18 protein-coding genes are annotated in these 22570 nt (G+C 68.5%); 6 read left to right on the forward strand and 12 right to left on the reverse strand.

Annotated features, from left to right (window positions below):
* Positions 1 to 64: 64 nt before the first annotated feature.
* Together sufB and G398_RS0101435 are read right to left on the reverse strand one after the other, a co-directional pair.
* The gene (gene sufB / locus G398_RS0101430) at positions 65 to 1504 is read right to left on the reverse strand and encodes a Fe-S cluster assembly protein SufB (protein WP_026852261.1); all 1440 of its coding nucleotides are present in this window, start codon (positions 1502 to 1504) and stop codon (positions 65 to 67) included.
* Between the two features lie 91 nt (positions 1505 to 1595).
* Positions 1596 to 3446: a tetratricopeptide repeat protein gene (locus tag G398_RS0101435; protein WP_026852262.1), complete on the reverse strand. Its 1851-nt coding sequence runs from the start codon at positions 3444 to 3446 to the stop codon at positions 1596 to 1598.
* 64 nt (positions 3447 to 3510) lie between these two features.
* Between G398_RS0101435 and G398_RS0101440 the strand changes: the two genes are divergently transcribed.
* Complete coding sequence (locus tag G398_RS0101440; RefSeq protein WP_026852263.1) at positions 3511 to 4032, forward strand: tetratricopeptide repeat protein; 522 nt, start codon at positions 3511 to 3513, stop codon at positions 4030 to 4032.
* Between the two features lie 34 nt (positions 4033 to 4066).
* Here G398_RS0101440 and G398_RS15390 read toward each other — a convergent pair whose 3' ends face one another.
* Positions 4067 to 4351 (reverse strand): hypothetical protein, encoded by a 285-nt coding sequence (locus G398_RS15390; RefSeq protein ID WP_052571113.1) that lies wholly within the window; start codon positions 4349 to 4351, stop codon positions 4067 to 4069.
* A 264-nt stretch (positions 4352 to 4615) separates the two neighbouring features.
* On the opposite strand from G398_RS15390, the gene G398_RS0101450 reads away from it, so the two are divergent.
* Entirely contained in the window at positions 4616 to 5425 is an 810-nt protein-coding gene (locus G398_RS0101450; RefSeq protein ID WP_026852264.1) for an MqnA/MqnD/SBP family protein, read from the forward strand.
* Positions 5426 to 5561: 136 nt separating this feature from the next.
* Here G398_RS0101450 and G398_RS0101455 read toward each other — a convergent pair whose 3' ends face one another.
* Positions 5562 to 6656, reverse strand: a complete 1095-nt coding sequence (locus G398_RS0101455) for a S1C family serine protease (protein ID WP_026852265.1) — start codon at positions 6654 to 6656, stop codon at positions 5562 to 5564.
* A gap of 192 nt (positions 6657 to 6848) precedes the next feature.
* Between G398_RS0101455 and G398_RS0101460 the strand changes: the two genes are divergently transcribed.
* Positions 6849 to 7310 carry an Hsp20/alpha crystallin family protein gene (locus G398_RS0101460; RefSeq protein WP_026852266.1) on the forward strand — a complete coding sequence of 154 codons (462 nt, stop codon included), beginning with the start codon at positions 6849 to 6851 and terminating at the stop codon, positions 7308 to 7310.
* Between the two features lie 30 nt (positions 7311 to 7340).
* Here the strand turns inward: G398_RS0101460 and G398_RS0101465 are convergent, their stop codons facing one another.
* The 6 genes from G398_RS0101465 to G398_RS0101490 form a co-directional block, all read right to left on the reverse strand.
* A complete protein-coding gene (locus G398_RS0101465; protein ID WP_026852267.1) occupies positions 7341 to 8180 on the reverse strand; it encodes an isocitrate lyase/PEP mutase family protein in 840 nt (279 codons plus the stop codon).
* Between the two features lie 64 nt (positions 8181 to 8244).
* On the reverse strand, positions 8245 to 9450 hold the full coding sequence (locus tag G398_RS15395) for an FG-GAP repeat domain-containing protein (RefSeq protein WP_026852268.1): 1206 nt from the start codon (positions 9448 to 9450) through the stop codon (positions 8245 to 8247).
* A gap of 373 nt (positions 9451 to 9823) precedes the next feature.
* Positions 9824 to 11182 (reverse strand): acyclic terpene utilization AtuA family protein, encoded by a 1359-nt coding sequence (locus tag G398_RS0101475; protein ID WP_026852269.1) that lies wholly within the window; start codon positions 11180 to 11182, stop codon positions 9824 to 9826.
* A gap of 29 nt (positions 11183 to 11211) precedes the next feature.
* Positions 11212 to 12435: an ABC transporter permease gene (locus G398_RS0101480; RefSeq protein WP_026852270.1), complete on the reverse strand. Its 1224-nt coding sequence runs from the start codon at positions 12433 to 12435 to the stop codon at positions 11212 to 11214.
* A complete protein-coding gene (locus tag G398_RS0101485; RefSeq protein WP_026852271.1) occupies positions 12435 to 13682 on the reverse strand; it encodes an efflux RND transporter periplasmic adaptor subunit in 1248 nt (415 codons plus the stop codon). The genes G398_RS0101480 and G398_RS0101485 overlap by 1 nt, the downstream gene beginning before the upstream one ends.
* Complete coding sequence (locus G398_RS0101490) at positions 13683 to 14423, reverse strand: YIP1 family protein (protein WP_026852272.1); 741 nt, start codon at positions 14421 to 14423, stop codon at positions 13683 to 13685.
* A 218-nt stretch (positions 14424 to 14641) separates the two neighbouring features.
* Between G398_RS0101490 and rocD the strand changes: the two genes are divergently transcribed.
* Positions 14642 to 15850 (forward strand): ornithine--oxo-acid transaminase, encoded by a 1209-nt coding sequence (gene rocD, locus G398_RS0101495; protein ID WP_026852273.1) that lies wholly within the window; start codon positions 14642 to 14644, stop codon positions 15848 to 15850.
* Between the two features lie 160 nt (positions 15851 to 16010).
* Positions 16011 to 17126: a hypothetical protein gene (locus G398_RS0101500; protein ID WP_026852274.1), complete on the forward strand. Its 1116-nt coding sequence runs from the start codon at positions 16011 to 16013 to the stop codon at positions 17124 to 17126.
* Between the two features lie 33 nt (positions 17127 to 17159).
* On the opposite strand, the gene G398_RS19080 is transcribed toward G398_RS0101500, so the two are convergent.
* Positions 17160 to 19403 carry a protein kinase domain-containing protein gene (locus G398_RS19080; protein WP_026852275.1) on the reverse strand — a complete coding sequence of 748 codons (2244 nt, stop codon included), beginning with the start codon at positions 19401 to 19403 and terminating at the stop codon, positions 17160 to 17162.
* A gap of 265 nt (positions 19404 to 19668) precedes the next feature.
* Here G398_RS19080 and G398_RS0101510 point away from each other — a divergent pair, with 265 nt between their 5' ends.
* On the forward strand, positions 19669 to 21306 hold the full coding sequence (locus G398_RS0101510; RefSeq protein ID WP_026852276.1) for an acyl-CoA synthetase: 1638 nt from the start codon (positions 19669 to 19671) through the stop codon (positions 21304 to 21306).
* 9 nt (positions 21307 to 21315) lie between these two features.
* On the opposite strand, the gene G398_RS0101515 is transcribed toward G398_RS0101510, so the two are convergent.
* Positions 21316 to 22497 (reverse strand): MDR family MFS transporter, encoded by a 1182-nt coding sequence (locus G398_RS0101515; RefSeq protein ID WP_026852277.1) that lies wholly within the window; start codon positions 22495 to 22497, stop codon positions 21316 to 21318.
* Positions 22498 to 22570 lie beyond the last annotated feature (73 nt).

The raw sequence follows: 22570 nt of genomic DNA on the forward strand, positions 1-22570 counted from the left end.
AATGTCCGCGAATAGGGTCGGGGGTTTTTATTCGCGCCCATTCGCGTCATTCGCGGTTCCATCTTCATCCCACGCTCCCCTCGAGCTTGAGGGAGAGCAGCTTGGTGGCTTCGACGGCGAATTCCATGGGGAGCTCGCGGAAGACGTCCTTGCAGAAGCCGTTGATGATCATGCTGATGGCTTCCTCGGCGGGGATGCCGCGCTGCTGGAAGTAGAGCAGCTGCTCCTCGCCGATCTTGCTGGTGGTGGCCTCGTGCTCCACCCGGGCGCTGCGGTTCTGCACCTCGATGTAGGGGAAGGTGCTGGCGCTGCTGCTCTGGCCGATGAGCATGGAATCGCACTGGCTGAAGTTGCGGGCGCCCTCGGCTTTGGGCTGCACCTTCACCAGGCCGCGGTAGCTGTTGGAGCTGTCGCCGGCGCTGATGCCCTTGCTGACGATGGTGCTCTTGGTGTTGCGGCCGATGTGGATCATCTTCGTGCCGGTGTCGGCCTGCTGCTTGTGGTTGGTGAGGGCGACGCTGTAGAACTCGCCGATGCTGTCGTCGCCCAGCAGCACGCAGCTGGGGTACTTCCAGGTGATGGCGCTGCCGGTCTCCACCTGGGTCCAGCTGATGTGGGACCGCTTGCCCTTGCAGAGGCCGCGCTTGGTCACGAAGTTGAAGATGCCGCCCTTGCCGTCTTTGTCGCCGGCGTACCAGTTCTGCACGGTGCTGTACTTGATGGAGGCGTCGTCCAGGGCCACCAGCTCCACCACGGCGGCGTGCAGCTGGTTGGTGTCGAACTGGGGCGCGGTGCAGCCCTCCAGGTAGCTCACGCTGGCGCCCTCCTCGGCGATGATCAGCGTGCGCTCGAACTGGCCCGACTCCTTGTTGTTGATGCGGAAGTAGGTGCTCAGGTCCATGGGGCAGGCCACGCCTTTCGGGATGAACACGAAGCTGCCGTCCGTGAACACGGCGCTGTTCAGCGCGGCGTAGAAGTTGTCGGAGGAGGGCACCACGCTGCCGAGGTACTTCTTGACCAGGTCCGGGTGGGACTTCACGGCCTCGCTGAAGCTGCAGAAGATGATGCCGACGGCGGCCAGCTTCTCGCGGTAAGTCGTCGTCACACTCACGGAGTCGAAGACCACGTCCACGGCCACGCCGGCCAGGGCCTCCTGCTCGTGGATGGGCACACCCAGCTTCTCGAAGGTGCGCCTGAGCTCGGGATCCACCTCATCCAGGGAGGCGTATTGGGGCTTCTTGGGCTTGGGGGCGCTGTAGTAGACGATCTTCTGGAAGTCGGGCTTCGGATACTCGACCTTGGCCCACTCGGGCTCGGCCATGGTCAGCCAGTGCCGGTAGGCCTTGAGGCGGAACTCCAGCAGCCAGTCGGGTTCGCCCTTCTTGGCCGAGATGAAGCGGATGACGTCCTCGCTGAGGCCGGGCGCGACGCTATCCGCCTCGATGTCCGTCACGAAGCCGTACTTGTATGCCTGGCTGGTGACCACATTCAAGGTGGTGCTCATCCCCGCCTCCCGAGTCTTCCATTCTGGAATCTCGACTAAAATTGTCAACTTAATACCGTGTGCGCCCGGTCACGGCCTGGTCAGGGTCGGTTCAGGGGCCGGCGGGCGCGTCCAACTCCTTCAGGAGGCCGCGGATCTGGTTCTTCACACCCTTGGCCTGGGTGTCGTTGAGGTCGCCGGGCTCTGCGTCCAAGCCGGACCGCAGCAGGGCCCGGGCCTCCTCCTGCTCCCCCAGGCCCGCCAGGGCGGCCCCCAGCTGGAAGTGGTTGATGAGGGTGGGTTCCTTCTCGATGAGGGGGTCCAGCAGGTCCAGCACCTCCTGGTGGCGCTTGAGGGCCAGCAGGTACTGGCCCAGCAGGGTGCGGGCCCGGGGCTCCATGCCCGGCAGGGGGTGGGTGTGGAGGCGGCGGACCTCGATGAGGTCCTGTTCCGTGGCCAGGCCGTTCATGAGGCGGTAGGCCTCGCGCATGAGGGCCGCCTCCCAGGCGCCGGTGCTCTTGGGATGCCGCGTGAGGAAGGCATCCAGGGCCCGGGCGATCTCGGGCTCGCGCTTCTGGGCCATGAGGTGCTCGAGGGCCAGGCGCAGGGCCAGGAAGCAGAGGCGCGGATGGCGGTCCGAGCAGGCGAAGTCCAGGGCGGCCTTCAGAGTCTTCTCGGGGTTCTGGAGGAAGGCCAGGCGCAGGTCCAGCCACTCGGAGCGCTGGCTCCTCCCCTTGCGCCGGGCGCGCTTGAGCAGGAGGGCGGCGGAGTCCAGCTGGTTCTCGTCCAGCAGGGCCTCGGCCTCGTCCAGCAGGACCTGGGTGCCGGCCTTGCCGTCCCGTGCCTCCCGGAGCTGGGGGTGGTCCTCGGCGTCCACCATGAGCAGGAGGTGGGGATCCCCGGGGTTCTGCAGGAGCAGCTCCTGGAGGATGGCGAAGGCCTTGGAGCGGTCTCCCTGCTGGAGGTAGGCCTCGGCCAGGGACTCGCGCACGTGGAGGTCGCCGGGCAGGTAGCCGCTGGCCTCCTTGAGGGCGGGCACGGCCTGGGCGCTCTCCCCCCGGGCCAGGTGGACCTGGCCCAGCAGCAGCAGGGTCTCGCCGTCCTTCCGGCGGGCCACGGCCTCCTGGGCCGCCTCCAGGGCGCCCTGCAGGTCCTCCTCGTCCAGCAGCAGCTCCGCCAGCAGCATGCGGGGCTCGGGATCCTCGGGGTGCAGGTCCGAAGCCTGGTGCAGGGCCTCGATGGCCTGGTCCACCTGGTCCGGCAGCTCCTGGAGCAGCTTGGCCAGCAGCATCCAGGCCTCGAAGTGGCGGGGGCTCAGGCTGACGGTCTTGCGGACGAGGCTCTCGGCCTCCTCGAAGTTCTGGGCCGCCTCGTGGAGGGAGGCGGCGGTGAAGATCAGCTCGTAGTTCCTGGGATCCAGGGGCAGGGCCTGGCCCAGGCGCTGGGCGGCGCCGGGCAGGTCCGCCGCCTCCAGCAGGGCCGTGGTCTCCAGCAGGGCCCGCTTGAGCTGGGACATGGACTTGGGCCGGGCGATGGGCAGGATGCGGGCGCGGTAGCGGGTGAACAGCTCCCGGGCGCTGATGAGGTGCAGGTTCTCCTCCACCAGCTGCTCCCAGCGCTCGGAAAAAGCGTGGGCGTCCAACTGGCGCTTCTGCTCCATCTCCTGCACCAGGGCCATGAGGCCGTTGCGCAGCATCACCTCGCTGCGCTCCAGCTTGCCCAGCTGGTCGGACACGGTCTCCAGGTAGGTCTCCACGCGGCGGAGGGTCTCCTCCAGGCCGGTGATGCGCTCCAGGAGGTGCTCCTCCAGATCCTCGCCGTCGGCCTCCTCCGGCTCGTCCTCCCAGGTCTGGTCCCCGGCCAGGATGAGGAGCCGCGTGCCGCACTTCACGCAAGTCTCCCGGTCCCCGGGGTTCCAGGTCAGGCAGTTCTGGCAATAGGAACCGGGCAGATCGTTGGCCATGATCCTTAGGATAGCTGGCCCCGGGGGGCTGAAGGTTTTATCCTGAGGCCCGCGAGGGCGGCCCATGAGCGATGAGCAGGAACGCCAGGACAAGCGGCAGGAGGCCATGGAGTGGGTGGGCAAGGCCTACCAGCTCCACATGAAGGGCGAAGTGGAGAAGGCCATCGGCCTCTACACCAAGTCCATCGAGATCTGCCCCACGGCCGAGGCCTACACCTTCCGCGGCTGGGCCCGCTCCTTCGAGAAGGACTACGCCTCCGCCATCGAGGACTGCCACCGGGCCATCGACCTGGACCCGGAGTTCGGGAACCCCTACAACGACATCGGCGCCTACTACGTGGAGCAGGGCGAGCCCGACGAGGCCATCCCCTGGCTGCGCATGGCCCTCAAGGCCAAGCGCTACGAGAGCTACTGCTTCCCGCACTTCAACCTGGGCCGCGTGTACGAGGCCAAGGGCCAGCTGGACAAGGCCCTGGAGCACTTCCGCAAGGCTCTGGAGGAGAACCCCCGCTACGCCCTGGCGGCCAAGGCCGTGGAGCGGGTCAAGGGCAAGCTGGCGCCGAAGGATCCGGAGACCATCGGCTGAACCGCCCGCTCACATGCCCGGGGTGGCGCGGAGTTCACCGCCGCCGCTCCCATCCGCGGCGCCGGGTCTCGCGGGGCCAGTGGGACCTGGGGAGTTCCGTCCAGGGGCCGTTCCTCGAGGTCGAGTAGAGCCACCGGTCCCCGGAATAGAAATAGACGTACCCCTCGTAGGTGTAATACGGCTCCACATCCAGCTCGACCACCGCGGGCAGGACCGGGACCACTTCCACGCCGCCCCTTGGCCCGGTCGCGACCACGCAGGCGGTGAGCGCGGCGAGTCCGAGTGCCAGCACACTCCACTTCGACACCCTGTTCTTCATCCTGGCCTCCTTTCCCATCTCTCGGCTTCACTGAGGGGCAGTGGGTGGACGAATGCTCTGAGCCTCCAGATCAGTAGGGGAAAAGGGTTGCGAGCGTGGCCTAAATCAAGGCCTGTCGTTGATTAACTGTTCGTGCCACATACCATCCGACCACGGGCCGCCCAGATCATAGGAGTCTCGGTTCCAGGGGCGTGGTCGTCAAGGCCCCGGGGGTCCGTGGCAATTCGCGCCCGGATCTATGCTGAACTGGATGGGAGGTCTGACATGAAGTTCACCATTGCCCACAGCCCGGATTCCGACGACGCCTACATGATGGCCCCCCTGGCCCTGGGCTGGCTGGACCCGGAGGACTTCGAGATCACCTTCATCCGCAAGGACATCGAGACCCTGAACGCCGAGGCCCTGGAGGGGCGCTACGACGTCACGGCCATAAGCTTCGGCGTCTACCCGGAGCTCCTGGGCCGCTACGACCTGCTCACCGCGGGCTCCAGCATCCAGGAGGGCACGGGCCCCTTGGTGGTGAGCGGCGCGCCCCTGGATGTGAACGCCCTCAAGGGCCTCACCATCGCCATCCCGGGCCGGCGCACCAGCGCTTACCTGGCCATGCGCAAGTGGTGCGCGGAGCACGGCTTCGAGCCCAAGGTCGAGCTGGTGCCCTTCGATCAGATCCTCCAGGCCGTGGCCGAGGGCCGCTACCAGGCGGGCCTGCTCATCCACGAGAGCCAGCTCATGTACCACGATGCGGGCCTGCGCCTGGTGGTCGACCTGGGCGCCTGGTGGAAGCACGCCTACGACCTGCCCCTGCCCATGGGCGGCAACGCCATCCGCCGCGACCTGCCGGCCGACCTGAAGCAGCGCTTCGCCGTGCTCATGCGGAAGAGCGTGGAGATGGCCCGGGCCCGCCACTGGGAGAGCGTGGACTACAGCCAGTCCTTCGGCCGCGGCATGGACCGCGAGATGATCGGCCGCTACGTGAACGCCTGGGTGAACGACTTCACCGTGGATCCCGGCCCCCGCGGCCGCGAGGCCGTGGAGAAGCTGCTGGGGCTCGAGCCCGTGTGGATCCAGGGCTGAGACCGGAGACGGATTCCGAGGCCAAAAAGATCTCCACGAAGGACACGAAGGGAAAACCAAGGGCGCGAAGCGATTCCTTCGTGCCCTTTCCTATATTCTTCCTGTCCTTCGTGGAGTCCTTTCCTGGACCGGACGGCTACTCCCGCGCCGCCTCCAGCCGGATGCGCACCCGCTGCTTGCGGCCCCCGCGCTCGACGTCCAGGTCGGCGCTGCCGCCGATGGGCAGGGCCTCCACCAGGTCCAGCAGGCTGTCCCAGTCCTCGACGGCGCGGCCGTTCACGGCCTGGATGAGGTCGCCGGGGAAGACGCGGCGGCCTTCGGTGCTCACGCCCTGGAGGCCCGCCCGGGCTGCGGGCCCGCCCCGGTAGACCTTCCCCACCATCACGCCCTTCTGGGGGCCGAAGGCGCGCTCCACCAGGCGCGGGGCCACGGGCTCGAAGCCCAGCTCCGGCCGCTCCAGCCTGCCCCGGGCGATGAGCTGGGGCACCACGCGGTTCACGGTGTCCACGGGCACGGCGAAGCCGATGCCGGCGCTGGCGCCGCTGGGGCTCTGGATGGCGGTGTTCACGCCCACGAGCCGCCCCGCGCTGTCCAGCAGGGGACCGCCGCTGTTGCCGGGATTGATGGCGGCATCCGTCTGGATCACGCCTGAGATGCGCCGCCGGGTGACGCTCTGGATCTCCCGGCCCAGGGCGGACACCACGCCGGTGGTCAGCGTCTGGTCCAGGCCGAAGGGATTGCCGATGGCCAGCACGGACTGGCCCACCTGGAGGTCGGCGCTGGTGCCGAGCGGGATGGCCCGCAGTTTGGGCGGCGTCTTCGTCATCTGGAGCACAGCCAGGTCCTTGTCCGGGGCTCCGCCCACGTAGGTGGCCTCGTGGTGGCTGCCGTCCGCCAGGGTGATGAAGGCGTGGGTGGCGCCCTGGATCACATGGAAGTTCGTCACGACATGGCCCTGGGCGTCCCAGATGAAGCCCGTGCCGGAACCCGCCGGAACCTCCACCACGTCCAGCCCGAAGAAGTCCCGGGCCCGCTCCTCGGTGGTGGTGATGTAGACCACGCTGGGCGCCGCCTCCTTGAACCGCTGGGCCTGGATCCGCTCCCACTCGTAGAGGGCCCCCCGGGACTCCACGGGGCGGGGTCCGGCCGGGCTGGGCGTGAGGGCGTGGCCGCACCAGCCCACGAGCAAACCCGCGGACAACAGACCGAGGATGAGGACGCTCCGACGCATGGGACCTCCGGGCGGAACCCAATCTACCCACTCTGATGGACAGGTCAACCCCATGGAATCAAGCAATTATGACATTCTTGAATTCATGGCTTGACACATGATGGATACACACTAAGATTTTATTCGGGTTCGACATCATGGCTCGTGTCCCGGGCCCACAGGTGGACGGATCCACATTCACAGGAGGACCTCATGACCATCCTTCGCACCCGCGCCCCCCAGACCCTGCCGGCCACCGCGGCCAGCCTCGAACCCTTCCGCCTCATGCGGGACTTCATGCGCTGGGACCCGCTCCGGGACTACGACCTGAGTGCCCCCGCGGCCGCCTTCATGCCCAGCTTCGACGTCCGGGAGACGCCGGACGCCTACCAGTTCAAGGCCGACCTGCCCGGCATCGCCGAGGCCGACCTTGAGATCAGCCTGGAAGGCACCCGCCTCACCGTCGCCGGCAAGCGCGAGGAGGAGGCCCTGAAGGACGGCGAGCGCAGCCACCTGTCCGAGCGAAGCCAGGGCCGCTTCAGCCGCACCTTCACCCTTCCGGAGGATGTGGAGGGCGAGAAGGTGGTGGCCGAGCTCCGCAACGGCGTCCTCACCCTCATGGTGCCCAAGCGGCCCGAGGTGAGGCCCCGGAAGATCAACGTCAGCCTCGGATAAACGCTGACCCTGCCTCTTCGCAGCGGCCGCTCAGTCGCCGGCCGCTGCGAAGAATTTTTGCAAGTCCGCATGCGGGGCGGCCCCCGAGAAGCCGTCGAACCGTCCGTGGGTGGCCAGCTCGGCCGCAGCCCGGATGAAGCCGCCCCACGCGGCGCGCGCGAGGGCGCCGCCGACGCTGACACGCCGCACGCCCAATGCCGCGGCATCGGCCATGGTCAGACCCACGCCCCCGGTCAGCCCTGCCGGCCCGGCCAGGAGCAGGTTCACGGGCTTGGGGGCCACGGCCTCCACCACGGCGCGGATGTGCTCCGGCTCGCGCAGGCCGGGCGCATAGAGGCAGTCGGCGCCCGCCTCGGCATAGGCCTGAAGGCGGTTCAGCACCTGGTCGAAGGTTTCGCGGCCGACCCAGAAACCCTCGGCGCGGCCCACCAGCAGCACGCCGCTGTCCCCGATGGCCTCGCGCGCCGCCTGAAGCCGCTCCACGGCGAGCGGCAGCTCGTAGATCGAGTTGTCCCGCCGGCCTCCGGCATCCTCGATCGAGAGCCCGGCTGCCCCCGTGCGGACGCAGAGGCGGACATTGGCGGCGACGTCCTCGGGGGCATCCGCATAGCCGTTCTCGAAATCGGCGTTCACGGGAAGGTCCGTGGCGTCCACCAGCTCCTTGATGTGGGCGAGCATCTCGTCGCGGCCCACGCTGCCGTCCGCCAAGCCGCGGGAGAACGCGTACCCGGCCGAGGTGGTGGCGATGGCCGCGAAGCCGAGGTGCTGCAGGTAGCGCGTGGTACCCACGTCCCAGGGGTTCGGAAGGGCGAAGCAACCCTCTTGGTGGAGGGCGCGGAAAGCCTGGCGCCGCGCGTGGATATCTGTCATGGCAGGCCTCCGTGTGACCTTCCGTGCGCCTCGAAAACGTTTGATGGCCCTGGGTTTTCCGGCCTCAGTGGTAGAAGAAGACCGGCTGGCCGAAGGTTCCCGGCGTGGACGCGAGGTTGAACCGCACCACGATGTCGCCGTCCGCCAGCACCAGGTCCGGGAGGCCGTCGCCGTCCATGTCCCCGATGGCTACGCCCATGGGACCCCAGGCGCCCCGGTAGGTGGCGGGCGCCAGCAGGGCGCCGGGGGTGGCCGGATCCTGCATGAACACGGAGACGCTGCCCGGATCGCCGGGCAGGCCCGCATTGGCCACGGCCACGTCCAGCTTGCCGTCCCCGTTCAGGTCACCCACCGCCAGGGCGGCGGAGCGGTAGCCGGTGGTGTAGTGGACCGGCGCCTGGAAGGTGCCGGCCGTCGTCCCCTGGAGCAGCACGCTGAGGCCCTGGGTACCGGGGCTGGTGGCGGCGCCCCAGTTGGCGGTGAGCAGGTCGAGCTTGCCATCCCCATTCAGGTCGGCGGCCTTGATCGCCACGGGCTGCACGCCGGTGGGGTAGTCCACGGCGATCTGGGGGGCGAAGGTCGGGGAGAGGGTGATCTGGCGGAGCACCGAGACCGTGTTGGCGGCGGTGGCCACGGCGATGTCCAGCGTGCCGTCCCCGTCCAGGTCCCCCACCGTCACGGCCTGGGGATCGCCGCCCACGGTGAAGGCCACCGGGGCGTTGAAGGCGCCCGTGGCGGTCTGGGTGAACACCAGCACGCTGTTGGCCCCGCTGGCGGCCACGACGAGGTCGGCCCTTCCGTCGCCGTCCAGGTCGCCCACGGCCACGTCCAGGGGCGTGCGGCCCGGCGTGGCGAGCACGGTGGCGGGCAGGAAGAACCCGGGCCGGGCAGGGTCCGCCAGGCGCACGCTCACGGTCCGGTCCGCGGCATTGGCCACGACGAGGTCCGGCCGGCCGTCGCCGTTCACATCCGCCACCACCAGGTTGGCGGGCTCCGCGCCCACGCCGAAGCGGACGGGCAGGGCGAAGGCGCCCGCGGGCCCCTGGAGGCGCGTGGACACGTAGCCCTGGGTGGGCGTGCCGCCGAAGTCCGTGGAGACCAGGCCCAGGATGTCCGGCTGCCCGTTGCCATCGATGTCCGTCACGGCGATGGCGTTCACCAGGTAGCTGGAGACGGGGCCGTAGTAGGAACTGGAGTGGTCCGATCCCGAGCAGCCCAGCAGGGCCAGGATGCCCAGGGATCCGAGGAGGAGGGAGGGGCGTGGACGCATGGCAGCTCCGTGAGCCTGTGATCACAAGGATGTGCGGGGGCGGGGGAGCCTGCAAGCAGGCAGGAGGTTGGACCCGGATCCTGCCTCTGGGGTTGAGCCCTCAGAGTGCCTAACAATACCCCCACGGAGCCGCGCGAGGGTCGCCGGGCGAGCGAGGCGAGGAACGCGAGGAGACGCGTAGCCGGTACTACGCGCGACGAGCGTGACGCGGCATCGCGACGCCCGCCGGCCCTCGCCCGGAGGGAGAAAGCCAGGCGGGCGCCCCGCGGCGTCACGGCCCTTGAACGATGTCCCGCATCGCCCGGCGGGCCCTTCCTTGCGGTGCATCCCGCCTGGCTTTCTCGCGGCCCCGTCGGGGTGTTGTTAGGCACTCTCAGATGGCCTCGACGCTCACCTTCCATGCGACGAGCTCCCGCGGCAGGAGGGCCGGCCAGTAGGCCACGATCTCCTGGGCCTTGGGGCGTCCGCCGGCGAAGCCGGTGACACCGGCCGGACCGGCGGTCACCAGCGGCGCGATCTCCCGGCCGAAGCGCTCCACCTTCTTCCGGTCCGGGTCCTTCACGCTCAGGCGCAGGACGATCTCGGCCGGCTCGGAGGGTTCGGGCGCGATGCCCGCGTGGACCGTGCTGGCGCCCAGGAACTCGGCGTCCGTGTGCTCGTACTCGAAGCCCGCCGCCTTCAGCCGCTTCCACACGATGTCGGCGCAGAGGCGGGCCTTCTCCAGGGCGCGGGGGCCGCAGAGGGTCAGCTGGCCCGAGGCCTTGTAGCCCTTGAGGTAGGCGCCGCTCACCTTGAGGAAGGGCGTGCGGGGCTTGCCGGTGATGCCGAAGACGCGCACCCGGTCCGGACCGGCCTGCTCGAGGCGGATGCTGGTGAACTCCGCCACCACGTCCGGGGTGATGTAGTTCTCCGGGTCGCCCATCTCGTAGACCAATTGCTCGCTCACGGTGTCCACGGTGACCAGGCCGCCGGTGCCCGCATGCTTGGTGACGATGAAGGTGCCATCCTCCGAGACTTCGGCGATGGGGTAGCCCACATTCCAGAGGTCCGGCACCTCCCACCAGCGGGTGAAGTTGCCGCCGGTGCTCTGGGCACCGCACTCCAGGATGTGGCCGGCCACGGTGCCCGCCGCCAGGCGGTTCCAGTCGTCGCCGGCCCACTTGAACTCGTGGATGAGCGGCGCCAGCGTCAGTCCGGGATCCGTGCAGCGGCCCGTGAGGACGATGTCGGCGCCGGTGTCCAGGGCCTCCACCATGGCCTGGGTCTGGAGGTAGACGTTGGCGCTGAGGATCTCCCGGGGCGCGTCGAAGAGGCCCTCGCCCGTGTCCATGTTGGCCAGCTTCAAGCCCTTGGCCTGGAACTCGGGCAGTCTCGCCAGCACGTCGTCGCCGGTCACCGTGGCGATCTTCACGCCCTTCACGCCGAGCTTCCTCGCCACCTCCAGCACGGCCGCGCGGCAGGCCTCGGGGTTGACGCCGCCGGCATTGGCCACGACGCGGATCTTCTTGGCCTTGAGCTGCGGCAACACCCGCTTCATGAGATCCACGAAATCCGTGGCGTAGCCCAGCTGCGGATCCTTCCGCCGCTGCTTCTGCATGATGGAGAGGGTGACCTCGGCGAGGTAGTCCAGCGTGAGGTAGTCGATCCCCCCCGCCTCCACCAGCCGCACCGGGGCGTCGATGCTGTCACCCCAGAAGCCCTGCCCGTTGGCGATGCGCACAACCTTCGACATGTTTTCTCCGATCGAGACGGATCACCAGCTTACTCGTACCGGAGGGCTTCGATGGGATCCAGCTTGCTGGCCTTGGCGGCGGGGTAGAGGCCGAAGAGGAGGCCGATGGCGGCGGGGACGGCGAGGGCGCTGACCAGGGCCCAGAGGGGCACGGCGCCCATGGTGCCCAGCAGGGCCTTGCCGATGGCGGCGCCCAGGACGAAGCCCAGACCCACGCCGAGGGCACCGCCCAGGATGCAGAGGAAGGCGGCCTCGATGAGGAACTGGAGCATCACGTCCCGGCGCTTGGCGCCCACGGCCTTGCGCACGCCGATCTCGCGGGTGCGCTCGGTGACGCTCACCAGCATGATGTTCATGATGCCGATGCCGCCCACCAGCAGGGCGATGGAGACCATGCCCCCGGCCACGGCGGTGATGGTGCCCGTGATGCCGCTGATGATGCCGGTGATCTGCTTGGGGCTGAAGACCTTGAAGCCGCTGGGCTCGGTGCCGCGCAGGCCCTTGATGCGGCGCAGGGACTCCTCCACCAGCTCGGCCCCGTCGTCGGCGGAGAGGCGGGGATCCACCCGGGCCTGGAAGAAGAGCTGGCGCCGCTGGGCCTCGGTGAGCTGGGCCATGCCCGTGGTGAGGGGGATGAGGATGTTCTGGTCCGGGTCATTGCCTAGCTGGGCGCCCTGTTCCTCCAGGACGCCGATGATCTCGAGGCTGAGGGTGGGGGTGCTGATGAGCTTGCCCAGGGGGTTGCCCTTGAGGCCCAGCTTCTCGATGACCCGGGGGCCGATGATGGCCACCTTGTTGCCCAGGCGCAGGTCCGAGGGCACGAAGTTGCGCCCGGCCACCAGGGCGATGCTGTTCAGCTCCAGGTAGGTCTCGTCCGTCATGATGAGGTTGACGTTGGCGCTGCGCCCCTCGGCCTTCACTTCGGTGCCATTGAAGAAGAGCGGCGTCACCTGGGTGATCTGGGGCACGGACCGCGCCAGCCGCCGCATCTCGTCCAGGGTCATGTCCTTGTTCTTGATCTTCGTGTACTCGGCGAAGGGCATGTCCATGGGGAAGACGGGGCGGATGAAGATGGTCTGGCTGCCGGCCCGCTCGACCTGCTTGAGCACGCTGGTCTTGAGGCCCTGGACCAGGCTCACCACCACGATGACCGCCGCCACGCCGATGATGATGCCCAGCGTGGTGAGGGCCGAGCGCATCTTGTTGGCCTTGAGGGCGCGGATGGCGGCGGAGAGGGGTTCACGGACGTCCATTACTTCTTCGCATCCTTGGTCCGGGCCAGCTCGCTGTCGGACCTGCCCCGCAGAGTCACGGAGGCCTTGTCCTTCAGCTCCTTGAGCTTGCGGATGGGGCCCGTGAGCACCTTGTCGCCCTCGGCCAGGCCCTCCTTCAGCTCGAAGAACTGGGTGTTGGCGATGCCCACCTGCACCGTGCGCTCCTCGGCCTTGCCGCCCTTGAAGACCATCACGATGTTGCGCGACGCCGGGGCGAGGAGCCCCTGCTTCTGGGCCTCCTCCAGGCTGCCCTCGCGCTCGAGCACCGCCTGGAGGGGCACGCGCAGCACGCCCTTGACCTCATGGGTGAGGATGACGGCGCGGGCGCTCATGCCGGGCCGCAGGTTGTCGAGGTCCTCGCGCTTGCCGGAGAGCACCACCTTCACCTTGTAGAGGTTGGCGTCCGTGCCCGTCTTCTCCGTGCCCGTGGCCACCTCGATGACCGAGCCCTGGAAGACCCGGCCGGGCAGGGACTCCACGGTGACCTGGGCGGTCTGGCCCACCTTGGTGCGCACCACCTCGCTCTCGTTGACCTTGATCTCCGCCTGCATCTCGCTCATGTCGGAGATGATCATCAGGGTGGCGCCGGGCAGGTTGCTCATGCCGGGGATGGCCGTCTCGCCCTTCTCGGCCTTCAGGCTGGTGACGCGGCCCGTGATGGGCGCGCGCAGGGTGGCCTTGGAGAGGCCGTCCTGCATGCCCTTCAGGTTCGCCTCGCTCTGGGCCACGGCGGCGCGCGCGCTGCTGTAGGACAGCACGGCGCTCTCCTTGGCGAGCTTCTGCTGGCGGAAGTCCTCGTCGGACATGAGGCCATCCCGGCGCAGGGCCTCGTAGCGGGGGAAGCTGTCCACGGAGCGCTTCATGGCGGCCTCCAGGCGGGAGGCGTCCTGGCGGGCGGCCTCGACGGCGGCCCGGGCCTGGGCCATGGCCTGCTTCAGGCGCTCCTGGTCGATGGTGACGAGCAGGTCGCCGGCCCTCACGTCCTGGCCGTCCTTCACATGGATGGCCTTGATCTCGCCGGCCACGGAGGTGCCGATGTTGATCTGGGTCTTGGCGCGGATCTCGCCGCTGGCGCTGATGGTCTCGCGGATGTCGCCGCGGCCGATGGCGTCCCAGGAGTAGGCGCTGTCCTCGTCCCGGGCGCCGCCGAAGGCGATGCCCAGGACGATCAGGACCACGAGGGCGGCGCCGCCGCCGAGGAGGAGCTTGGTGTTCCTGGAGGCCATCTACTGCGCCCTCAGCAGGCCGAAGCCGAGGGAGAGGAGCAGGGGCAGCAGCACGCAGATCAGGGCTCCGGCGGTCTTCATGCGCACCAGGTGCCGGAGGGCCAGGAAGGCCAGGGCCAATTCGGCCAGGCGGAAGAGCTCCAGGCCGAAGAAGAGGGCCTGGAGCCGCAGGCTCTCCGGATGCAGGAAGTAGCCCAGGGACGTGGGCGCGATCCGGTCCGGCGTGAGGCCGCCGATGGGCCGCATCAGGCAGATCACGGCGATGAGGAGCATGAGGGGCAGCTTCACCAGGCCCGGCACCACCGCCGCGCTGAAGGCCTGAAGGTAGGTGGGGGGGGCGTCCTGGGGCAGGGCCTTGCCCACCAGCCAGTAGAAGAGGCCCAGCACGGCCAGCACCGCGGGGGTTCCGAACAGGGCGCCCAGGATGCCGAAGGGCATGATGAACTTCTTCTGCATTTCGATGATCGTGTCGATCTGGGCGGATTGGATCTGAGGGTTGCGCTCCAGGAGGGGCCGCAGCATCTCCTCCACGTCCACCTTCATGCCCCAGATCACGGCGACCACCAGGCTCGCCACGATGATGGTGCCCAGGGCCCAGCCCCAGCTGGGGGCCTTGTTCAGCCGCTGGAACAGCTCCACGGGGGCCGTGAACACCCCGGCGATCTGGTCCACCAGACCCGGCGGCTGGGACCGGGGCATCTCGGGCTGGGTGCCGTACAGGGAGGGGGGCTGCTCGGTCATGAGGATCTCCAGGGCTTCAGGACGGTAGGGATAGACGACCGCATTGTCCCACCTCTTCTTGCGATGGCCAGGAGTCCCTTCATTTCCCGGGAAGTGCCGCCTGGCGGCCACTGACACTTCGTCAAGGCGTTGCGGGAATCCTGGCGGGACCTGGGGCAGGGATTAGAATGATTCCTTTCCATTCGAGCTGTTTTCCCGTTTCCCATCCGGAGGTCCCCATGGCCACCCTCGCCAAATCTGAAACCCTCATCCAGCAGGAAAACCAGTACGGTGCCCACAACTACCACCCCCTGGACGTGGTCTGCACCAAGGGCGAGGGCGTGTTCCTCACGGACGTGGACGGCAAGAAGTACATGGACTTCCTGGCGGCCTACTCCGCCGTGAATCAGGGCCACAACCACCCGAAGATCGGCGAGGCGATGATCGCCCAGGTGAAGAGCCTGGCCCTCACCAGCCGCGCCTTCCGCAACGACCAGTTCCCGCCGCTGCTCGAGAAGCTTTGCAGGCTCACGGGCTTCCAGAAGGCCCTGATGATGAACAGCGGCGCCGAGGCGGTGGAGACGGCGCTGAAGGCCATGCGCAAGTGGGGCTACGACAAGAAGGGCATCGAGTACGGCAAGGCCGAGATCATCGTGGCCGACGGCAACTTCCACGGCCGCACCACCACCATCGTGGGCTTCAGCACCGATCCCGACAGCACCAGCAGGTTCGGCCCCTTCACGCCGGGCTTCGTCATCGTGCCCTACGGCGATCTCGACGCCGTGAAGAAGGCCGTGAACAAGAACACCTGCGCCATCTTCATGGAGCCCATCCAGGGCGAGGGCGGCGTCATCATCCCGCCCAAGGGCTTCCTCAAGGGCCTGCGCGAGGTGGCGGACCAGAACAACCTCCTGCTGGTGCTGGACGAGATCCAGTCGGGCCTGGGCCGCACGGGCAAGCTCTTCGCCTTCGAGCACGAGGGCATCCGGCCCGACGGCGTGACCATCGGCAAGGCCCTCAGCGGCGGCTACTACCCGGTGAGCGCCTTCCTGGCCAACGATGAGGTGATGGACGTCTTCACCCCCGGCATCCACGGCAGCACCTACGGCGGCAATCCCCTGGCCTGCGCCGTGGCCAGCGCCGCCTTGGACGTGCTGGTGGACGAGAAGCTGGTGGAGAAGACCGCCGAGCTGGGCAAACACCTGGAGGCCCGCCTCAAGGGCATGAAGACGGACAAGCTCAAGGAGGTCCGCGTCATCGGCCTCTGGGCCGGCGTGCAGCTCAAGCCCGAGGCCGGCGGGGCCCGCAAGTACTGCTACCTGCTCAAGGACCGCGGCATGCTCTGCAAGGACACCCACGTGGACACCATCCGCCTGGCCCCGCCCCTCGTCATCACCAAGGAGCAGATCGACTGGGCCGTGGATCAGCTCGAGGCCGTGCTGGCCTAGGGCCCTCGGGTGGATGGAAGGCCGGCCCTCCCTTCCGGGGCCGGCCTTTCCATGGATGCCGCCAGGAGCGCCTGGACAGGCTGGATCTGAAATTTATATTGAGGTCATGAATGGGTCGAAGGGCATCCGTCCCGCCTGTGGCTGGGCATGGATAGGCTGTATGTCGGCTTTGCTGGGGATACTGCTGAGCCTTCCCGCCTGCCGGAAGCCTCAGGTGGAGGCCTCAGGGGCGAGGCCCATCCAGGCCGCGGCCGTACAGGATCCCGCCTGGTTCGGAGAGGGGATCGACTGGAGCCCCCGTCTTGGGCTGGATTTCGCGTGGGCCGCAGAAGGCCTCGACGTGCGGGGGAAGAGCGTGGAACTGGCCCCTTGGACGGTCGTCGCGGGCGGGCCTCCCCGCCATCGTGAATCCGTGGTTCAGATCCTCCAGAGGCAGGCCGTGGAGGGAGTGGCTCTGGCGCAGGAGATGCAGGTCCCGGCGGGCAACCCTCCCGCCTACCGGTTGGAGGGGCGGATCTTGTCACTCGATCGCCGTACCCGGGTGGGGGCCAAGGCCGGTCAGGTGGCCTATAACACGCTGCTGGTCCCGGTGGACGCGACCTTGATCCTCCTGGCCATCGCTTCCGGCGGTGGGGGCATGGAGAAAGGGATGATCATGCCCATGGAGGATGTGCCGGGCTACCGGACGGAGGTCCTCTATCAGGTGAGGCTCCAGGATCTGGCGACCGGGCGGCCTGTCCTGGCGATCCAGTCCTGGGCCCGATTCGACAGCCTGCATGTTCCCAGGACCCTCCGGGGTGTGATCTTCACCCTGGCGGGGGGCAGCCAGAACCCCCTGGAGTTCGAAACCTCAGAATCTCTGGTCGAGGAGGGTGGGGATCAGCTCTGGTGGGCGCCGGGCCTCGACCTTACGGGCGCCTGGATCAGATGCCTGAACTGGAAGGGAGAGGACCTGTGGGGTGAGGCTACAGAGGCCCAGGAGCGGCAGGGCCTTCTGGCCATTCGAATGCCGGACCTGCTGATTGGGGAGCGCGAGGATGCCCGGCTCCTGCTCTCGCGCGACAGGGGAACCCTCTTCCTTCAGGCGGGATATCCATTGGTGCGTGGGAAGCAGTGTCGGGTGAAGCTTTGGGATTCAGAGACTGGCCAGGTGCTAGGCCGCATGGTGATCACGTCGGGTCGGGACGGTCCGGAGTTGGAGAAGGACTGGGCCCGGCGGATCCGGAGGCACCTGGCAGGACGCATTCCCGGCGCCCAGGCCGCACCGGAGGGGTAATTCCGCCTCCCGATCCTCCGGGCCATGGCGCGCTCAATCCTGGTCGGCCTTTTTCGGGAACAGCCTCTCGAATTCGGGTTCCCCGTGGAGGAGGGCCAGGTCCGGGTCGCGCCAGGCCCAGTCGGAGTCGCGGTAGCCCACCCGCCAGGCCTTCCCGAGGGCGTCGAGGGCCTCGGCCTTCTGGTTCATCTTGCAGAAGGTGCAGGCGGCGTTGTAGAGGATCAGGGGCTCGTTGGGGCGGAGCGTCATCGCCAGCGTCGCCTCCCGTTTCGCCTCCTCGGAGCGGCCCATCTCGGCGTAGTAGGAGGCGACCAGGCCGCGGGCCCGGGCATCCTCGGGCACCTCGTGCAGGTGGGTCTCGAAGGCCTGGATGGCCCGGATCCTCAGGTTGCCCAGGGATTCCTTCTTCGCCAGGGCGCCCAGGGCGTTCATGATCGGCGGGTACACGTTGTAGTCGGTGCCGCTGGCCTCGATGGCCTCCTCGGCCAGGCCCACGACCTCCTGGTACAGGCCCGAGGCGAACAGGCAGCGCAGCAGCAGGTAGTAGGCCCCCTCGCAGTCGCGCTTCCGGCTGATCGCCACGCGGACGATCTGGATCGCGTCGGGGTTCTCGCCGCGGGAATAGAGGATCCAGGCCTGGGCCACCATGGCCTCCGGCAGGTCGGGGCGCAGCGACACCGCCTTCTCGGAAGCCGCCCGCGCCCGCTCGATCCAGGTCTGGTCGCGCTCGTAGAGCCAGTAGCACTGGGCGCAGGCGTTGGCGATGGCCGCGTGGGCCAGGGCGAATTCGGGATCCTGCCGCGTGGCGTCGTGGAACATGTCCAGGGCGAACTCGAGGTCCTGCCGGGTCAGGCGGCGGGCATAGCTCCGGCCGCGCAGGTAGTGGTCGTAGGCCTGCAGGTTCTCCGTGGGCCTGGCCGCGAGGGCCTCCTTCTCCTGGGGCGTCAGCTTGATGCGCAGCGCCTCGGCGATCTTCCGCGCGATCTCGTCCTGGACCTCGAAGACATCCTTCATCTCGCGGTCATAGCGCTCCGACCAGACGGGATGGTCCGTGCGCGTGTCCACCAGCTGGGCATTGATCCGCAGGCGCTCCCCGGCCCGCCGGATGCTGCCCTCGAGCACGTAGGCGGCGCCGATCTGCTGGCCGATCTGGGCCGTGGTGGCGGCCTTGTCGCGGTAGGCGATCACCGTGGACCGCGAGAAGGTCTCCAGCCCCTGGATCTTGGAGAGCTCGGTGATGATGTCCTCGGTGATCCCGTCGCGGAAGTACTCGTCCTCCTTGGCGCCGCTCAGGTTCTGGAAGTAGAGGACGGCCACGGAGTGCTTGGCGCGGGCCGGCGCGCTGCCCTTGGAGTCGGCCAGCTCGGCCAGGCGCCGCTGGCCGGAATCCAGGTCGCGCTTCAGGCGGAGCAGGTCCGTCTTCAGGTCGGTGGCGGTCTGGTAGCGGAGGTTGCGGTCCTTCTCCAGCGCTTTGCCGATGATCTGCCCCAGGGCGGCGGGAACCTCGGGGTTCAGTTCGGACAGGGGCGGCGGGTCGCGGTTGAGGATGGCGTCGAAGACGATGGCCTGGGTGTCCCCCTGGAAGGGCAGCTCGCCGGTGACCATCTGGTAGAGGACGGCGCCCAGCGAGAAGAGGTCCGTGCGGGCGTCGGTCAGCTGCCCCCGGGCCTGTTCCGGGGACATGTAGTGCACGGTCCCCAGCACCATCCCGGCGACGGTGAGATCCCCCCGGTCCAGCTCGGTCTCGACCCGGGAATCCTGGGTGGCGCCGCCCATGCGGTGCGCCAGGGAGGGCATCTTCGCCAATCCGAAATCGAGGATCTTGATCCGCCCGCTGGCGTTGAGGATGAGGTTGACGGGCTTCAGGTCGCGGTGGACGATGCCCTTCGCGTGGGCCGATTCCAGCGCGTCGGCGATCTGGATGCCCAGGTCGAGGGTCGCGTCGAGGCCCAGAGCCCGGCGGCCGATCCGCTCGGCGAGGGTCTGGCCCTCGATGAGCTCCATGATGATGAAGTGCTGCCCGTCCTGCTGCTCGATGGAGTGCACGGTGCAGATCCCGGGATGGTTCAGGGTGGAGGCGGCCCGCGCCTCCCGCTGGAACCGCTCCAGGATGGAGGGATCCCGCTGCATCTCCTCGGAGAGGACCTTCATGGCCACGTGGCGCCCGAGGAGGGTGTCCTCGGCCTCGTAGACGATCCCCATCCCGCCGGAGCCGAGCTGCCGCGTGACCCGGTAGTGGGAGACGGATTTTCCGACCAGTTCGTCTGCCGCCATCATGGAGACCTCGGCTCTTCACGCGGTTGCCTGTCTCTACATATGCTCCGTCCTTCCCCTGTCAAGGGCCGGACTGCGGCTTGGCGGGCCTTTTCAGAAATCGTCAGCGGATTTTGATCCGGCCTTGTTTTTCTTGGTCACGGCCGGTTTCTTCCCCCCGGCGCCGCCGGAGTTGTGACCGATGGCGCAGTGGAGGCCCGGAACCCGGAGTAGCCTGGGGCAGATCTCCACACACCAACACCACGATCTGACCTCCGGGAGGATGTCCATGGGCCACAGTCCCTTCGCCACGGGTCTAGACAAGAACCAGGCCAACCACGTCCAGCTGTCGCCGCTCACCTTCATGGAGCGCGCCGCCATGGTCTTCCCGCGCAAGCTGGCCATCGTCCACGGGGACCGCGCCATCACCTGGTCCGAGACCTACGCCCGCTGCCGCCGCCTGGCCTCGGCCCTGAGGCGCCGCGGTGTGGGCCCCGGCGACACCGTGGCGGCCATGCTGCCCAACGTGCCCGCCATGTTCGAGGCCCACTTCGGGGTGCCCATGGCCGGGGCCGTGCTCAACACCCTCAACACCCGCCTGGACGCCGAGACCATCGCCTTCATGCTCAAGCACGGCGAGGCCAAGGTGCTCCTGACGGACCGGGACTTCGCCCCGACCATCCGCAGGGCGCTGGAGCTGCTGGAGGGCCGGGAGATCCTGGTGGTGGACGTGGACGATCCGGCGGCCAAGGGCGACCTGCTGGGCTCCATCGAGTACGAGCGGTTCCTCCGCGAGGGCGATCCCGACTTCGCCTGGAAGCTGCCGGACGATGAGTGGGACGCCATCTCCCTCAACTACACCTCGGGCACCACGGGGAATCCCAAGGGCGTGGTCTACCACCACCGGGGCGCCTACCTCAACGCCGTGGCCAACGTCCTCAGCTGGAACATGCCGCCCCACTCGGTCTACCTGTGGACCCTGCCCATGTTCCACTGCAACGGGTGGTGCTTCCCCTGGACCGTGGCCGCCCTCTCCGGCGTCAACGTCTGCCTGCGGCAGGTGGATCCCAAGGCCATCTTCGACCTGATCCGGCGCCACGGCGTGACCCACTTCTGCGGCGCCCCCGTGGTCCTCGGCATGCTCATCAACTCCGCCCACATCATCCCCGAGGGGCTGGGCCACCCGGTGTCCGCCGCCGTGGCCGGGGCCGCGCCGCCGGCCGCCATCATCGAGGGCATGGAGAAGCTGGGCGTGAGCATCACCCACGTCTACGGCCTCACGGAGACCTATGGGCCCGCCGGGGTCTGCGTGAAGCGCGAGGAGTGGGAGGACCTGCCCCTGGGGGAGCGCGCCCGGTTGAACGGACGCCAGGGCATCCCCTACCTCCTGCAGGAGGCCATGACGGTGATGGACCCGGCCACCATGGAGCCCGTGCCCGCCGACGGCCAGACCATGGGCGAGATCATGTTCCGCGGCAACATCGTCATGAAGGGCTACCTCAAGAACCCCGCGGCCACGGAGGAGGCCTTCGCCGGCGGCTGGTTCCACACCGGGGACCTGGCGGTGCTGGAGCCCGACGGCTACGTGAAGATCAAGGACCGCAGCAAGGACATCATCATCTCCGGCGGCGAGAACATCTCCTCGCTGGAGGTGGAGGACGTGCTCTACCGCCACCCGGACGTGCTGGTGGCCGCCATCGTGGCCAAGCCCGATCCCAAGTGGGGCGAGGTGCCCTGCGCCTTCGTGGAGCTGAAGGACGGCGCCTCCACCCGGGAGGAGGACATCATCGCCCACTGCCGGGCGCACCTGGCCCGCTTCAAGGTGCCACCCGTGGTGGTGTTCGGCCCCATCCCCAAGACCTCCACGGGCAAGATCCAGAAGTACGTCCTGCGCCAGCGCATGAAGTCCACGGATGCGCTGAAGTGACGGCCTGAGTCAGGATCCGGTCCGGGGCGCCACCGGCGTCCGGAACCTCGCCAGCAGCAGCCCCGCGCCCAGGGAGATGCCGAAGGTGGCGATCCACACTGCCCGGGGGCCGGCCTTGGCGTAGGCCAGCACGCCCAGCCAGGGGCCCAGGGCCAGGCCCAGGGCGAAGCACAGGGAGAGCAGGCCCATGTACTCGCCGCGCCGGTCCGGCGGCGCCAGGGTGGCCACGGCGTCGCTCATGGCCGGGAAGAGAGTCATCTCGCCGAAGGTCCAGATCACGGTGGTGAGAATCAGGAGGCCGGGTCCCGTGGCCCAGGCCGTGAAGCCGAACCCGAAGGCCAGGAACAGCGAGCCCAGGAGGAGCTGGCGGCCGTGGGGCCAGTGGGCCAGGGCCAGGTTGAGGGCCACCTCCAGGGCCACGATGAGCAGGGTGTTCACCGTGAACAGCAGGCCGTAGAAGCGGCTGCCCAGGCCCAGGTCGCGCACCACCCACAGCGGCAGCGTGCCCTCGATCTGGAAGAACACCATCAGCATGGGGACGAAGGGCAGCAGCAGGAAGGCGAGTCGCCGGTCCCGCCAGGGACTCGCGCCCGGCGCAAGGCCCTGGGGCACGGCGGGCCGGGGGGGAGCCTTCAACAGCAGCCCCAGCATGACGGCGCCGGCCAGGGTGCTGAGGCCGTCCGTCCAGAACACCCAGGTGTAGCTGTGGTGGGCGATGACGCCGCCCAGGGCCGGGCCCACCGCCATGCCCAGGTTGACCGACAGGCGATGCAGGGCGTAGACCGCCTTGCGCTGCTCCGGCGCGGCGAGGTCCGCCAGCAGGGCCATGGCGCTGGGCCAGAAGGCCTGGGTGAAGGCCGCCCACAGGAAGATGAGAACGAAGAGCAGGGGGCGGGGACCGGCGAAGGGCAGCACCAGCATCAGCGCGCCGGAGACCCAGAGGCTGGCCTTCAGCACCTGGACATGGCCCAACCGGTCCGCCAGGCGGCCCGCGAAGGGGCCCGCCGCAAGCGCCCCGGTTCCATAGACCATCATGCCGAAGGCCGCCTGCTCCGGCGTCCAGCGGCGCCCCTCCGTGAGGTAGAGCACCAGGAAGGGCAGGGCCATGGTGCCCAGCCGGTTGATCAGCGTGCTGGCGCAGACCAGCCACACCTCGCGGGGGAGGCCTCGGAGGCCGCGCCAGGGGTTCATGAAAAAAAGATCTCCACGAAGGGCACCAAGAAAAGAATCAAGATCACGAAGGATGCTGGGATCGAGGGAGCGT

The sequence above is a fragment of the Geothrix fermentans DSM 14018 genome, from assembly GCF_000428885.1.
Classification (GTDB): domain Bacteria; phylum Acidobacteriota; class Holophagae; order Holophagales; family Holophagaceae; genus Geothrix; species Geothrix fermentans.